The sequence below is a fragment of the Bradyrhizobium sp. genome (genome assembly GCF_004799405.1).
Lineage (GTDB): Bacteria > Pseudomonadota > Alphaproteobacteria > Rhizobiales > Xanthobacteraceae > Bradyrhizobium.
In genome coordinates this window covers 23,843-37,067 of record NZ_SSMW01000036.1, presented here as the reverse complement: position 1 = coordinate 37,067, position 13,225 = coordinate 23,843, and the positions used below count along the sequence as shown (strand labels likewise).

At 62.7% G+C, this 13,225-nt stretch carries 13 protein-coding genes; 7 read left to right on the top strand and 6 right to left on the bottom strand.

The window, feature by feature from the left end:
* Positions 1-89: 89 nt before the first annotated feature.
* On the top strand, positions 90-905 hold the full coding sequence (locus E7813_RS06475; RefSeq protein WP_291572018.1) for an exodeoxyribonuclease III: 816 nt from the start codon (positions 90-92) through the stop codon (positions 903-905).
* 63 nt (positions 906-968) lie between these two features.
* On the opposite strand, the gene E7813_RS06470 is transcribed toward E7813_RS06475, so the two are convergent.
* Positions 969-1,418: a cyclic nucleotide-binding domain-containing protein gene (locus E7813_RS06470; RefSeq protein ID WP_291572017.1), complete on the bottom strand. Its 450-nt coding sequence runs from the start codon at positions 1,416-1,418 to the stop codon at positions 969-971.
* Positions 1,419-1,478: 60 nt separating this feature from the next.
* Positions 1,479-2,165 (bottom strand): response regulator transcription factor, encoded by a 687-nt coding sequence (locus E7813_RS06465; protein ID WP_291572015.1) that lies wholly within the window; start codon positions 2,163-2,165, stop codon positions 1,479-1,481.
* A gap of 224 nt (positions 2,166-2,389) precedes the next feature.
* Here E7813_RS06465 and E7813_RS06460 point away from each other — a divergent pair, with 224 nt between their 5' ends.
* Positions 2,390-2,959, top strand: coding sequence for a L,D-transpeptidase family protein (locus E7813_RS06460; protein WP_291572013.1), 570 nt, complete (start codon positions 2,390-2,392; stop codon positions 2,957-2,959).
* A 25-nt stretch (positions 2,960-2,984) separates the two neighbouring features.
* The gene (locus E7813_RS06455; RefSeq protein ID WP_291572011.1) at positions 2,985-3,770 is read left to right on the top strand and encodes a fumarylacetoacetate hydrolase family protein; all 786 of its coding nucleotides are present in this window, start codon (positions 2,985-2,987) and stop codon (positions 3,768-3,770) included.
* 11 nt (positions 3,771-3,781) lie between these two features.
* On the opposite strand, the gene E7813_RS06450 is transcribed toward E7813_RS06455, so the two are convergent.
* Positions 3,782-4,471, bottom strand: coding sequence for a YggS family pyridoxal phosphate-dependent enzyme (locus E7813_RS06450; protein ID WP_291572008.1), 690 nt, complete (start codon positions 4,469-4,471; stop codon positions 3,782-3,784).
* A gap of 106 nt (positions 4,472-4,577) precedes the next feature.
* Between E7813_RS06450 and E7813_RS06445 the strand changes: the two genes are divergently transcribed.
* The 4 genes from E7813_RS06445 (at position 4,578) to holA (ending at position 10,655) form a co-directional block, all read left to right on the top strand.
* Positions 4,578-6,275, top strand: coding sequence for a diguanylate cyclase (locus tag E7813_RS06445; RefSeq protein ID WP_291572006.1), 1,698 nt, complete (start codon positions 4,578-4,580; stop codon positions 6,273-6,275).
* Positions 6,276-6,391: 116 nt separating this feature from the next.
* Positions 6,392-9,016 (top strand): leucine--tRNA ligase, encoded by a 2,625-nt coding sequence (gene leuS, locus E7813_RS06440; protein ID WP_291572003.1) that lies wholly within the window; start codon positions 6,392-6,394, stop codon positions 9,014-9,016.
* A complete protein-coding gene (gene lptE, locus E7813_RS06435) occupies positions 9,003-9,554 on the top strand; it encodes an LPS assembly lipoprotein LptE (protein ID WP_291572001.1) in 552 nt (183 codons plus the stop codon). The genes leuS and lptE overlap by 14 nt, the downstream gene beginning before the upstream one ends.
* Positions 9,555-9,626: 72 nt before the next feature.
* A complete protein-coding gene (gene holA, locus E7813_RS06430) occupies positions 9,627-10,655 on the top strand; it encodes a DNA polymerase III subunit delta (RefSeq protein WP_291571999.1) in 1,029 nt (342 codons plus the stop codon).
* Between the two features lie 50 nt (positions 10,656-10,705).
* Here the strand turns inward: holA and E7813_RS06425 are convergent, their stop codons facing one another.
* From E7813_RS06425 to rsmG, 3 genes are all read right to left on the bottom strand, one after another.
* Positions 10,706-11,584 (bottom strand): ParB/RepB/Spo0J family partition protein, encoded by an 879-nt coding sequence (locus tag E7813_RS06425; protein ID WP_291571997.1) that lies wholly within the window; start codon positions 11,582-11,584, stop codon positions 10,706-10,708.
* Positions 11,585-11,694: 110 nt separating this feature from the next.
* Positions 11,695-12,540, bottom strand: a complete 846-nt coding sequence (locus E7813_RS06420; RefSeq protein WP_291571995.1) for a ParA family protein — start codon at positions 12,538-12,540, stop codon at positions 11,695-11,697.
* A complete protein-coding gene (rsmG, locus tag E7813_RS06415; RefSeq protein WP_291571993.1) occupies positions 12,537-13,223 on the bottom strand; it encodes a 16S rRNA (guanine(527)-N(7))-methyltransferase RsmG in 687 nt (228 codons plus the stop codon). The genes E7813_RS06420 and rsmG overlap by 4 nt, the downstream gene beginning before the upstream one ends.
* Positions 13,224-13,225: the final 2 nt, after the last annotated feature.

The following is a 13,225-nucleotide window of genomic DNA, read 5'->3' as shown; positions in this document are numbered from 1 at the left end:
CCGCTCCCATCCTGCCGCGATCGTTCGAGACGCGCGCGAAGGGTGTGATGAGACGTGTCTTTCTGCCCTTGCGCTGATACATCCTTTCCATGCGCTTCTCCCTGACCACGTGGAATATCAATTCGGTGCGCCTGCGCATCGATATCGTCGCCAGGTTTCTCAAGTCGGTGAGGCCGGATGTCCTGTGCCTGCAGGAAACCAAATGCATCGACGATGCCTTCCCGCTGAAACGCTTCAAACGCCTCGGCTATGAACACGTCGCACTGAACGGGCAGAAGGGCTATCACGGCGTCGCCGTGATCTCGAAACTGCCATTCCAGACCACGGATATCCGCACCTTTTGCGACAAGATCGATTCGCGGCACATCTCGGTTGCGTTCGGCGACAAGGCGCAGCTGTCGAAACCGCTGGTAGTCCACAATTTCTACGTGCCGGCCGGCGGCGATATTCCCGATCCCGCGCTCAATCCGAAATTCGAACACAAGCTCCGGTTTCTCGACGAGATGAAGGCCTGCGAGCCGCTGCATCCGCGCGGCGACGACCGGCATATCCTGGTCGGCGATCTCAATGTGGCACCGCATGAGAACGACGTGTGGTCGCACAAGCAGTTGCTGAAAATCGTGTCGCATACCCCGATCGAATGCGAGAAACTATTGGCGGCGCAAAGCCACGGCGAATGGGTCGACGTCGCGCGGATGCGTATTCCGATGTCGGAAAAAGTCTACACCTGGTGGAGTTACCGCGCCGCCGACTGGACGCTGGCCGATCGCGGCCGAAGGCTGGATCACATCTGGGTGTCGCGCGCGCTCAAGGACGGCGTCAGCGATTTCAGGATCACGCGAGACGCGCGTGGCTGGAACCGGCCGTCCGATCATGTGCCGGTCACGGTAACGCTCGAGGTCTGAGCGCCGTGTCCGCTTTATTCGTCGTCGCTGCATTTCGCGGAGACGGCGGGAAATGGTGCGGAGCTAAGTGCTCAGTTTCGCGCCGGCCATCACGATATCGCTGGCGATCTGGCTGGTGCGGCTGGCGAATTCATCGCGCAGCCGGCGCGCCGCGGCCGGATCGCTTTCCAGCACCCGCTGGAACAGGCTGCGCGCGATGCGAATCACCGAACAATGCTCCAGTGCGACCGCGGTAGCGGGCCGCTGCATCGGAACGACCAGCGCCAGCTCGCCGATCAACGCCCCAGGACCCGCGACGATTTCGGCGCCGCTACCGTCCTCAAAACTGATCTGGAACGTGCCATGCTGAACGATGAACCCTGAATCGGCGTCATCGCCAATCGAGAACAGCACATCATCCCGTGCAACATCACGCTGCTCGGAGCCGATCGCCAGCATGCGCAGGGCGGCCGTCCCCAACAGGCGCAGTGTCGGGACGCGCTCGAGCAGGGCAACATCATCTTCGATCGACATGCAGAACCGGATCGGGAAGCGCTTGGCGTACCATTTTTACGAATCGCCGCCCGAATCGTATCACGGCACCAGCTTGTAGCCACCGGCTTCCGTCACCAGTATCTCGGGATTGGCGGCGTCTTTTTCGATCTTCTGGCGCAGCCGGTAGATGTGGGTTTCCAGGGTGTGCGTGGTGACGCCCGAATTATAACCCCACACTTCCTGCAGCAACGTCTCGCGCGACACCGGCAACTGGCCGGCCCGGTAGAGAAATCGCAGGATCGCGGTTTCCTTTTCGGTCAGCCGCACTTTCCTGGCATTGGCGCCGGTCAGCATCTTGGAACCGGGCCGAAAACTGTACGGACCGACGGAAAACACCGCGTCTTCGCTGGCTTCATGCTGGCGGAGTTGCGCCCGGATCCGCGCCAGCAACACGGCAAAACGAAACGGCTTGGCGACATAGTCGTTGGCGCCGGACTCAAGTCCGAGGATGGTGTCCGAATCGGTATCGTGTCCGGTGAGCATGATGATCGGCGCTTTGAAGCCGCCCTTGCGCAGCGAGCGGACGACTTCGCGCCCATCGGTGTCAGGCAACCCCACATCCATCAGCACCAGATCGGGAGCGTTGGCCTTGGCGGCGTTGGCACCCTTGGCACCGGTATCGACGGCGGAGGCCTCGAATTCTTCGTGCAGTGACAATTGTTCCACCAGCGTATCGCGCAGATCGGTGTCGTCATCCACGATCAGGATCTTGCGGGCGTTGGCCATAGCGTACAATCCTTTGGAAGCGGCAGATGAGAGCGGAAAGCGCCTTCAGCCGAGCCGGTAATGGGTGGTCAGGTATTGGTTCGTCTTGAGGTAGGGAACTGTTACAGATTCACAAGCCGCGGCGCAGTCTACTCCAGAATTCCGCGGCTTTTGATGAATGTCCTGTAATGGGCGCGAAATAGGACGTTTGCAGGCCTGGCCGCAACCGCAGGGTTTACTTTCGGATGAGAAGCTCCAGTATTTCAACTACTTATCCAACCGGCCTGCGCGACCGGCCGCTGTCCGCGATCCGGATTCGCGCCGCCGCCGGCAATCCGCGCCGGGGCTGGCTCGTGGCGGGCGGCCAGACGGTGCCCGTCGCACTTGGGCGCGGCGGCATCAGGGCCGACAAGCGCGAAGGCGATGGCGGGAGCCCTAAAGGCACGTTCCGGCCGCGACAATTGTGGTGGCGCGCCGACCGCCATCCACGTCCCCGCACTTTTCTGCCGGTTCGCGCCATCAAGCCTGACGACGCCTGGTGCGAAGATCCTCGCAGCCGCCATTACAACCAGCCGATGTGGCGGGATCGCGAAAGCGGCGGCGACCGGCTCAAGCGCGACGACCATCTTTATGATTTCATCGTCGAGATCGACCACAATACCCGGCCGCGCGTCGCCGGCCGCGGCAGCGCCGTATTCCTGCATCTGGCGCGCCCGGATTTTTCGCCAACCGCCGGATGCGTTTCGATGACCAGGGCCGCGATGCTGCGATTGTTGGCGCGATTGGGTCCAAACACCAGGATTGTGATTGGATGAGCGTCATTGCGGGATCGCAAAAACAATGCTCGATCAACATCAGATAGCGGCTTCGTCGCGAACCCTGCACGATCATTGGCGAGCCGGCACAAAGTTCGGAGGACTTGAGCCGTCGCAGCGGCCGCACGACCGTGCCGAAGGCTACGCGATTCAGGCGGCAATCGAACAATACGCGGCCGGGACCCTGTTCGGCTGGAAGATCGCGGCCACCAGCGAAGCCGGACAAAAGCACATCAATGTCGACGGCCCGATGGCTGGCCGGATCTTTTCCGAGACGCTCATTGCGGATGGCGGCACGGCTTCCATGGCGGGAAATGAAATGCGCGTCGCCGAGCCCGAATTCGCCTTCAGCATGGCGATGGATCTGCCGCCGCGATCGGTTCCTTACACCGTGCAACAGGTTCTCGACGCAGTCGACACGCTTCATCCGGCGATCGAGATTCCGGATTCGAGATTCGCGGATTTTGTCCGCGCCGGAGCCGCGCAGATCATCGCCGACAATGCCTGCGCCCATTTGTTCGTTCTCGGCGCGGCGACAAATTCGAACTGGCGCACGCTCGATCTCGTCGAAGAGCGACCGGTTATCAAGCTGCGCGGAAAACAATTCATCGGTCACGGCAAGAATGTGCTCGGCGATCCCCGGATTGCGCTGACCTGGCTTGCCAACGAACTTCGTCAGCTTGGCATCCCGCTGAGAGCGGGCCAGGTCGTGACCACCGGTACCTGCCACCCGCCGTTGCCGATTCAATCGGGCGATCTGTTCGAGGCCGACTTCGGTGGGGTCGGCAAGGTGTCGGTCGCATTCAAGTAGGCGACGCTGGGCTAACGGTGCCCGAAGATCGCCGAGCCGACGCGTACATGGGTCGCGCCGAACTGAATCGCGATGGCGAAGTCGGCGCTCATGCCCATCGACAGGTTCTTCAGGCCATTGCGCGCGGCGATTTTGGCGGTCAGCGCAAAATGCGGCGCCGGCGCGTCATCGACCGGCGGAATGCACATCAGGCCCGAAATCGCCAGCCCATACTGGTCGCGGCAATCGGCAATGAAGGCGTCCGCCTCTGATGGCGCGACACCCGCCTTTTGCGGCTCCTCGCCGGTGTTGAGCTGGACGAACAGTTGCGGCCGCCGTTTTTGAGAATCGATTTCCTTGGCTAACGCCTGGCAAATGCTCGGGCGATCGACCGAATGAATGGCATCGAACAGCGCCACGGCCTCCTTCGCCTTGTTGGATTGCAGCGGCCCGATCAGGTGCAGCGCGACGCCGGGGTAAGCCGACATTAACCCTGGCCATTTCGCTTTGGCTTCCTGCACGCGATTCTCGCCGAATACGCGCTGCCCCGCCACGATTACGGGCGTGATGGCGCCGGCGTCGAATGTTTTGGACACCGCGATCAGCGTCACCGATGCCGGGTCCCGACGCGCTTGCTTGCAGGCGCGCACGATCTCCTGCTGCACGGCGGAAAGCGCGTTTGGTAAAGACGGGGTAATCGGCGGCGGGTTTTCGGCTGTCATGTCATCGGTCGGTCGTAAATTTGCCGGTTCGTTCGAATTTTACCGAATTCAGGAAAGGCTTCTTGAACCCTTCTGTCTAGCTTGCGCGCGGGGTCGGGGGACGAAGATGTCGCGCGTTACTTTCAACCGCAAAAGAGTGAAACTCAAGAAGCTTCTCGGAATCCGCGCGCGGCTCGCATTGCTGGCGCTGATCCTGGTGACGCCGTTGATGCTGGAACGCGCCCGCTCGCTTGAGGACACCCGCGCCAAGCAGATCGCACAGGCCACCCAGGAATTTTCCACGATCGCGCGGCAAAGCGTCCAGGCGCAGCGCGAAATCGTCTCCTCGGTCGAGACGATGATGAAATCGGCCGCCTACATCAGGGCCTCGGCGGGCGGCGTCAGCCGCAGTTGCGATATTCTGCGCGCGAGCATGCAGGTCGAGCTGCCCTGGATCAGAAGCATGTCGATCGTCGCCGGCAATGGCCGGGTTCAATGCTCGACATTGCCCAGCCTCGTCGGCGTGGATCTCAGCGACCGTAGCTATCTCAAAAAGGCGGTGGAGACCCGCGGCTTCGTGTTCAGCGATTATCTGCTCGCCAGAGCAGCCAAGCTGCCGATCATGACGGCGGCCTACCCGGTGGCGGCGATCGCCGCCGGCGAGGACGCGGTTATTGTTGCCGGCATCAATCTCGACTGGATGTCGAAAGTCATGGCCGACCTCGGCGGCCGTTCTGGCGTTTCGGCCGTGCTGATCGATAGCGAGGGAACCGTTGTCGCGGCACCCTTCGATCAGGCCAGCATGGTCGGCCGGGCGCTGGACAACGTGCCGTTGCTGGCGGCCATCGCCGACAAGGCGATCGGTTCGGACCAGGCCACGCAATCGATTTCATTCATCGCCGCCGATGGCTCCAAACGCGTGGTGCATTCGGCCCGTATTCCCGGCACCGGCTCGCGCCTGATCGTCAGCCTTGACGAAGCGAAGATCGCCGCGAGCATCAATCGCGAGATTCGCACGGTCTATCTGCAACTGGCGTTCGTCTGCCTGTTCGTGCTGCTCGGCGCGTTGATCGCCGCGGAGAGGCTCATCATCCAGCCGATCGAAATGATGGCGGCGATAGCAAAACGCTTCGGCCAGGGCGACTGGTCGGTGCGGGCGGCGAAAAGCCGCCTGCCCGCGGAATTTTTCCCGCTGGCCCGCGCCTTCAACACGATGGCGGCCGAGCTTGGCCAGCGCGAGCGCGAACTGGTCGCCACCAATGACCGGCTCACCGTGATGGCGTCGATTGACATGCTGTCCGGCCTCGCCAACCGGCGCGGCTTCCAGAGCCGGCTCGACTTCGAATGGATGAAGGCCCAGCAATACAGCAGCGAACTGTCGCTATTGATGATCGACGTCGATCATTTCAAGCTGTTCAACGACACCTACGGTCATCCCGAAGGCGACGTCTGCCTCTCCCGGCTCGGCGAAACGCTGGCCGGCGTGGCCGCCGAGACCAAGGGCTTTGCCGGGCGCTATGGCGGCGAGGAATTCTGCCTGCTGCTGCCGGACACCGATACGAACCGCGCGTTGCAGATCGGCGAGATGGTGCGCAGCGCGGTTCAAAATCTCGCGATGCCTCACGCCACCTCCAGCCATAAAACCGTCACCGTCAGCATTGGCGTTGCCGGCGCCACGCCGAGCGACATGCAGCGGCCGGGCGATCTGATCGAGGCCGCCGACGCCGCCCTTTATGCCGCCAAACATCGCGGCCGCAACGCAGTGGTCGAGCACGGGTTCGTGCGGATGCTGGATGGCGTCGGCAAGATCGCGCTGGCGAGCTGAGGGCACACCCACCGGCCCGATCAAGGCACTTAAGGCGTTGACCCCTCGCGGTCTTCTATGGCCTAGTCCGCCGTCATTTCGACCGGCCTCGAATCCACAAAAGCCCTTCAGATTCCATGTCCTCCGAACGCTACAACGCCCGCGAATCCGAAAAATACTGGCAGAAGACCTGGGCCGACCGGGGCATCTTCGCCACCAGGAACGACGACCCGCGGCCGAAGTATTACGTGCTCGAGATGTTCCCCTACCCTTCGGGGCGCATCCATATGGGGCACGTGCGCAACTACACCATGGGCGATGTGGTGGCGCGCACGATGCGGGCCAGGGGCTTCAATGTGCTGCACCCGATGGGCTGGGATGCCTTCGGCCTTCCGGCCGAAAATGCCGCCATCGAGCGCAAGGTCGCGCCCAAGGCATGGACCTACGACAACATCGCCTCGATGAAGAAGCAGCTTCAGACCATGGGGCTGTCGCTCGACTGGAGCAGGGAGTTCGCCACCTGCGATCCCGGCTATTACAAGCATCAGCAGAAGATGTTTCTGGATTTTCTGCGCGCGGGTCTCGCCGAGCGCGAGAAGCGCAAGATCAACTGGGATCCGGTCGACATGACCGTGCTTGCCAATGAGCAGGTGATCGACGGCCGCGGCTGGCGCTCCGGCGCACTCGTAGAGCAGCGCGAAATGAACCAGTGGGTGTTCAAGATCACCCGGTATTCGCAGGAATTGCTGGACGCACTCGACACGCTCGATCGCTGGCCAGACAAGGTTCGGTTGATGCAGCGCAACTGGATCGGGCGCAGCGAAGGCATGCTGGTCCGCTTCGCGCTCGATCCGGCAACCGCGCCCGACGGCGAGAGCGAGCTCAGGATATTCACGACGCGGCATGACACGCTGTTCGGGGCGAAGTTCATGGCGATCGCACCCGATCATCCGCTGGCGCAGGCCGTGGCTGCGAAGAATCCAGGGCTCGCCGCCTTCATCGCGGAAGCCAAACGTCACGGCACCGCTCAGGAAATCATCGACACCGCCGAGAAACTGGGCTTCGACACCGGTATCAAGGCCGTGCATCCGTTCGATGCGAACTGGAAACTGCCGGTCTACGTCGCCAACTTCGTGCTGATGGAATACGGCACCGGCGCGATCTTCGGCTGTCCCGCGCACGACCAGCGCGACCTCGACTTCGTCAACAAATATGGCCTCGGCAACACGCCGGTGGTTTGCCCTGAGGGACAGGATCCCAAGACGTTCGTCATCACCGACACCGCCTATGACGGTGACGGCCGCATGATCAATTCGCGTTTTCTGGACGGCATGACCATCGAGCAGGCGAAAGAAGAAGTCGCAAAGCGGCTCGAAAAGGAAGTGCGCGGCACCACGCCGGTGGGCGAGCGCAAGGTGAACTTCCGCCTGCGCGACTGGGGTATCTCGCGCCAGCGCTATTGGGGCTGCCCGATCCCGGTGATCCACTGCCCGAAATGCGATGTGGTGCCGGTGCCCGACAAGGACCTGCCGGTGGTGCTGCCGGAGGATGTCAGTTTCGACAAGCCCGGCAACGCGCTCGACCATCATCCGACCTGGAAGCACGTCACCTGCCCGCAATGCGGCGGCAACGCCACGCGTGAGACCGACACCATGGACACGTTCGTGGATTCGTCGTGGTACTTCGCGCGCTTCACCGATCCATGGAATGAACACGCGCCGACCACGCCGCCGGTTGCGAACCGGATGATGCCGGTTGATCAGTATATCGGCGGTGTCGAGCACGCGATCCTGCATCTGTTGTACAGCCGCTTCTTCACCCGCGCGATGAAGGCGACCGGCCATATCGACATGGAGGAACCGTTCGCCGGCATGTTCACGCAAGGCATGGTGGTGCACGAGACCTATCAGAAGGCCGACGGCTCCTACGTCACGCCCGCCGAGGTGAAGATCGAGGTCGGCGGCAACGGCAGGCGGGCCAACCTGGTCACGACCGGCGAAGACATCAGCATCGGCGCGATCGAGAAGATGTCGAAGTCGAAGCGCAATACCGTCGACCCCGACGACATCATCGAGACCTATGGCGCCGATACCGCGCGCTGGTTCATGCTGTCGGATTCGCCTCCCGATCGCGACGTGATCTGGAGCGACGAGCGGATGCAGGGCGCGTCGCGCTTCGTGCAGCGGTTATGGCGGCTGGTGAATGAATCCGCCGATATCGCCAAGGCGGCGCCGGCGGCGCGGCCGGCGGCGTTCGGTGCCGACGCGCTAGGCCTCCGCAAGGCGGCGCATGGGGCCCTGGACAAGGTCTCGACCGGCATCGAGAAGCTGCATTTCAACGTCTGCCTCGCCTACATCAGGGAATTTACCAATGCGCTGGCCCAGGTGCTGGGGCACGGGGGGCAACCCTCGCCGGATCTGGCGTGGTCGGTCCACGAGGCCGCGGTCATCCTTGTTCAACTGTTCTCCCCGATGATGCCCCACCTGGCGGAGGAGTGCTGGAGGGTCTTGGGGCAGCCGGGCCTGGTTTCGGAGGCCAATTGGCCCAAAATCGAACGCGATTTGCTGGTTGAAGACACGGTGACGCTGGTGGTTCAGGTCAACGGCAAGAAACGGGGTGAGGTTACGGTGGCGCGCAATGCCCAGAATCCGGAAATTGAGGGTGCCGTTTTGGCCCTCGATGCGGTAAAACAGGCGCTGGCCGGCAACCCCGTCCGCAAAGTGATCGTGGTGCCCATGAGGATTGTGAATGTCGTTGGCTAGCATCCGCATCGCCGCTCGGCTTGTTGCCGTAGCCGCCCTGGCGGCGCTGACGGCCGGCTGTTTCCAGCCGATGTACGCTGCCCACACCGACGGCACGCCGGATTTACGGGAGAAACTGCTGGGGGTGGAGGTTCCTCCGCTCAATTATCCCAACGCCTCGCGCGAAGCCCGGCTCGGGGTGGAGATCCGCAACGCGCTGGCGTTCAAGATGTACGGCAACGCCACCGGCATGCCGCCAACCCACCGGCTGGAGATCAAGCTTGCCACGAACCACTCGTCGCTGATCGTCGATCCGGCCACGGCGCTGCCGTCGATTGAAAGTTACGGCATCAATGCGCAATACAACCTGATCGACATCGCGTCGAACAAATCGGTGATGACGGGCAGCACGTTCACCCGCGTCTCCTACGATATCCCCGGCAGCTACCAGCGCTTCGCCCGGGCCCGGGCCTTCCGCGACGCCGAGGATCGCGCGTGCCAGGAAATCGCGGAGAATATCCAGACCCGGCTGGCGTCGTTCTTCTACGCCGGCACCTGATCGGTCGTCATTCCGGATCCACGCGAAGGCGCGCGTCCGGCAGCGGCGAACCCAACTCCAAAAGGGCTGCAAGTGGTCGCGCTTCGCGGAAAAGAGATCGACGCTTTTCTGTCCCGACCCGATCCGGCACGCCCGATTATCCTGCTCTACGGTCCCGATGCCGGGCTCGTGCGTGAACGCGCCGAGGCCCTGCTGGCGTCCGCGGTCGACGACCCCAGCGATCCGTTTTCGCTGGTCCGGCTGGACGGCGACGAACTTTCGGCCGAGCCGTCACGGCTCATCGATGAAGCAATGACGGTGCCGCTGTTCGGCGGACGCCGCGCCATACGCGTCCGCGCCGGCTCGCGCAGCTTCGCCAGCGGCATCGACACGCTGGCCGAGCAGAATTTGAAGGATTGCCGCATCGTGATCGAGGCCGGCGAGCTGCGGCCCGAATCGCCGCTGCGCAAGGCCTGCGAGCGCGCCCGGACCGCGGTTGCGATCGGCTGCTATCCCGACGGCGAACGCGACCTTGCCAAACTGATCGACGACGAGTTGCGGGTCTCGAATTTGCACATTGCGCCCGACGCGCGCGCCGCCCTGATGGCGCTCCTCGGTGGCGATCGTCAGGCCTCGCGCAACGAACTGCGCAAATTGACGCTCTATGCCCACGGCGGCAGCGAAGTCACGCTGGACGACGTGATGGCGGTGGTTGCGGATGCATCCGAACTCAAGATCGATCCGATCGTGGATGGCGCGTTCGCAGGCAAGCCGGATCTGGTCGAAACCGAATTTGCCAAGGCCATGATCGCCGGCACCTACCCGGGCATGATCATCTCGGCGGCGCAGCGCCAGGCGGCGTGGCTGCATAAATCGGCGCTCGCCGTTGCGGAGGGAACACCGGTATCGACGTTGTTCGACAGCGGGTTTCCGCGGCTGCATTTTTCGCGGAAGGCAAATGTCGAAACGGCGCTGCGCAATTTCAGTGCGGCCCGGCTGGTGCTGGTCATCGAACAACTCGCCGCCGCCGCGCTGGAAACCCGCAAGCAGGCCGCGATCGCGGCCGCGATCGCGCAGCGCGCATTGCTGTCGATTGCGGTGAATGCGAAGCGAAGGGGATGAGTGACCCTCAGCTCTCCCGCTTGCGGGGGAGGGAGAAGAAAGGCGCGTCCCTACCCCTTCGTATCCAGTCTCCGCACAATCTCGTCGAGCTGCTCGAGGTTGCGGTAACGAATATGCACGGTCCCGCCAGGAGCGCGGTGATCGACGGTGACGGCCAGGCCCAACGCGTCGCTCACGCGTTTTTCAAGCGCGATCGTATCGGCGTCTTTCACTTTGCCGCCGCGGACCTTTTGCGGCTTGCGCTCGGGCACGCCCTCGACATGCGCCAGCGCCTCGGCCTGTCGTACATTGAGACCTCCGTCGACGATGCGTTTGGCCGCGGCAGCCGGATCGGGCACGCCGATCAACGCCCGCGCATGGCCCGCGGATAATTTACCCGATGCGATATAAGCCTGCACCTCCGCCGGCAATTTCGTCAGCCGCATCATGTTGGCGACATGGCTGCGACTCTTGCCGACGACCTTCGCGATCTCCTCCTGGCTGCGTTTGAATTCGCCGGCGAGTGCGTGATAGCCCTGCGCCTCTTCCATCGCGTTGAGGTCTTCGCGCTGCACGTTCTCGATGATCGCGATCTCAAGCGCGTCAGAGTCGCTGACATCGACCGGTACGATCGGTACTTCGTGCAGGCCCGCGATCTGCGATGCACGCCAGCGGCGCTCGCCGGCGACGATCTCGAAACGGTCCTGCGCGCCCTTGACCGGACGCACCACAATCGGCTGGATCACGCCGTGCTGCCGGATCGAATCGGCGAGTTCGCCGAGTTCGGCATCGGAAAAATCGCGACGCGGATTGCGCGGATTCGGTTTGAGAAATTCGATCGGCACCTTACGTTGCGCGCGCGGCCGATCCAGATGCGCGGCCTCGCCGCCGACATCTCCGATCAGACTTGCAAGACCGCGGCCCAGTCGCGAACGCGCTTCGTCGGCCATCGCCAGCTCCCTTGGACTCAACGTCACTACTCCGGATTTAGACGCCTGTGTTTTTCAGTTATCCTTCGAGGCGCGGGACGATGCCCTCGCACCGCTGGACGGCGGCATTTTCAAGGCGCGCGCAATTCACGCTCGCGCTGGATCACTTCCGTCGCAAGCTTGAGATAGGCTTCGCTGCCGACGCATTTCAGATCGTACACCAGCACCGGCTTGCCATAGGACGGCGCCTCGGAGATGCGCACATTGCGCGGGATCATGGTCTTGTAGACCTTGCTGCCCATGAACTGCCGGACGTCGGCGACGACCTGGTTCGACAGGTTGTTGCGCGAGTCGAACATGGTCAGCACGATTCCATGGATCGAAAGGTTTGGATTGAGCGTGGTGCGCACCTGCTCCACGGTCTGCAGCAATTGCGACAATCCCTCGAGCGCGAAGAACTCACACTGTAGCGGCACCAGAATCGCGTCCGACGCCGCCATCGCATTGACGGTGAGAAGATTGAGCGACGGCGGACAATCGATCAGCACGTAGGTGTAGTCGGATTCCGGGGTGGCGTTGGTGTTCAAGGCCGCGATCGCGTCGCGGAGCCGAAACGCGCGGTCGCGGGTCGATCCCAACTCAAGCTCGAGCCCCGACAGGTCCATGGTTGAAGTCGCGATATGCAGGCGAGGCACAGCCGTCGGCACCACCGCATCGCGCAGCTGCGCTTCGCCGATCAGCACGTCATAGGTCGAGCAGTTGCGGCTGCGGCGATCGATGCCGAGGCCGGTGGAGGCGTTGCCTTGCGGATCGAGATCGACGATCAGCACGCGCTCGCCGATGGCCGCCAACGCGGTGCCGAGATTGATCGCTGTCGTGGTCTTGCCGACGCCGCCCTTTTGGTTGGCCAGCGCCAGGATGCGCGGGTGACCGGAAGACGATTTATCCCCCTGATAGACTTGATCAATTACGGTCATGCGCGGGTGCCATGAATGGTCGCGGACTGAATGCGACGTTCGATGTGGTCGAGTTCGACGATCCAGCCATGTCCGCCGGTGCGGCTGGAATACAGATGCGGCTTGATCTTCCAATATTTAGTGGCTTCGGTCAATTCAGCCTCTACATCTTGGCCTTTGAGAAATAAGGCTTTTGCCCCTTGGCGCACCAGCGGCTCGGCAAAACCGATGAGTTGGTGTAGCGGAGCCACCGCGCGTGCAGTCACGCAATCGACCGGGCCAGTAATTCTATCCACATTATCCCCAATATCCGACAGATGAACCGTGCCGGGCGAGTTGGTAACCCGCAGCGCCTCGCGCAGGAAGGCGGCCTTTTTGGCGTTGCGCTCGATCAGATGGACCATGGCGTTGGGCGTTTCAGCTAGCGTGCAGGCCAGCACCACGCCGGGAAAACCTCCGCCGCTGCCGAGGTCGGCCCAGGTTTTGGCCGGTGGAGCGAGGGTCAAAAGTTGCAGCGAATCGGAGATGTGCCGGGTCCACAGGTTCGGCAGCGTGGACGACGCCACCAGGTTGGTTTTGGCCTGCCATGCCAGCAGCAGTTCGACATAGCGATCCAGTCGCGCCTCTGTTTCACGTGAAACAGGGGTGAGCGCCAACGCCGCGGCCTTGTCGGAAACGAGGATCGGAGAGCCGGCGTGTTTCACGT

What these genes read in the sequence shown, in the direction of transcription:
- lptE (WP_291572001.1), top strand. Translation starts at nt 9,003, where the DNA reads ATGTCGTTGGCTAGCATCCGCATCGCCGCTCGGCTTGTTGCCGTAGCC.
- E7813_RS06475 (WP_291572018.1), top strand. Translation starts at nt 90, where the DNA reads ATGCGCTTCTCCCTGACCACGTGGAATATCAATTCGGTGCGCCTGCGC.
- E7813_RS06420 (WP_291571995.1), bottom strand. Translation starts at nt 12,540, where the DNA reads ATGACCGTAATTGATCAAGTCTATCAGGGGGATAAATCGTCTTCCGGT.
- E7813_RS06455 (WP_291572011.1), top strand. Translation starts at nt 2,985, where the DNA reads ATGCTCGATCAACATCAGATAGCGGCTTCGTCGCGAACCCTGCACGAT.
- leuS (WP_291572003.1), top strand. Translation starts at nt 6,392, where the DNA reads ATGTCCTCCGAACGCTACAACGCCCGCGAATCCGAAAAATACTGGCAG.
- E7813_RS06445 (WP_291572006.1), top strand. Translation starts at nt 4,578, where the DNA reads ATGTCGCGCGTTACTTTCAACCGCAAAAGAGTGAAACTCAAGAAGCTT.
- E7813_RS06450 (WP_291572008.1), bottom strand. Translation starts at nt 4,471, where the DNA reads ATGACAGCCGAAAACCCGCCGCCGATTACCCCGTCTTTACCAAACGCG.
- E7813_RS06470 (WP_291572017.1), bottom strand. Translation starts at nt 1,418, where the DNA reads ATGTCGATCGAAGATGATGTTGCCCTGCTCGAGCGCGTCCCGACACTG.
- E7813_RS06460 (WP_291572013.1), top strand. Translation starts at nt 2,390, where the DNA reads ATGAGAAGCTCCAGTATTTCAACTACTTATCCAACCGGCCTGCGCGAC.
- E7813_RS06465 (WP_291572015.1), bottom strand. Translation starts at nt 2,165, where the DNA reads ATGGCCAACGCCCGCAAGATCCTGATCGTGGATGACGACACCGATCTG.
- E7813_RS06425 (WP_291571997.1), bottom strand. Translation starts at nt 11,584, where the DNA reads ATGGCCGACGAAGCGCGTTCGCGACTGGGCCGCGGTCTTGCAAGTCTG.